The organism is Streptomyces sp. ADMS, from assembly GCF_033441795.1.
Lineage (GTDB): Bacteria > Actinomycetota > Actinomycetes > Streptomycetales > Streptomycetaceae > Streptomyces.
Window position 1 is genome coordinate 1 of sequence record NZ_JAVFVX010000641.1, and the last position, 235, is coordinate 235.

Below are 235 nucleotides of genomic sequence, written 5' to 3' on the forward strand. Positions count from 1 at the left end.
TACCGGGCCAGCACCTTGCTCACCGCCGGAGTCAGCGCCGCCGCCAGCCGGGCCGCGACAGGGAGCGAGTCGTCGCCCAGGCCGCGCGCGGAAGCAAGCACTACGGCTCGGGCCGCCTTCTTCGGTATGCCGGCGGCGGCACGCTCGTACAGCAGCGCGCCTTCCTCCAGCACCAGCCCGGTGTCGATCCCGGCCGGGATCTTGATGCCCGCGTGGTGCCGCCAGGTGCCGATCG

1 protein-coding gene is annotated in these 235 nt (G+C 73.6%); it reads right to left on the reverse strand.

The genetic code is table 11. The features are described 5' to 3' along the window. Positions 1–235, reverse strand: a 235-nt coding sequence (locus RB628_RS42300) for a maltotransferase domain-containing protein (protein ID WP_318325872.1), incomplete at both ends; no start/stop codon positions are given.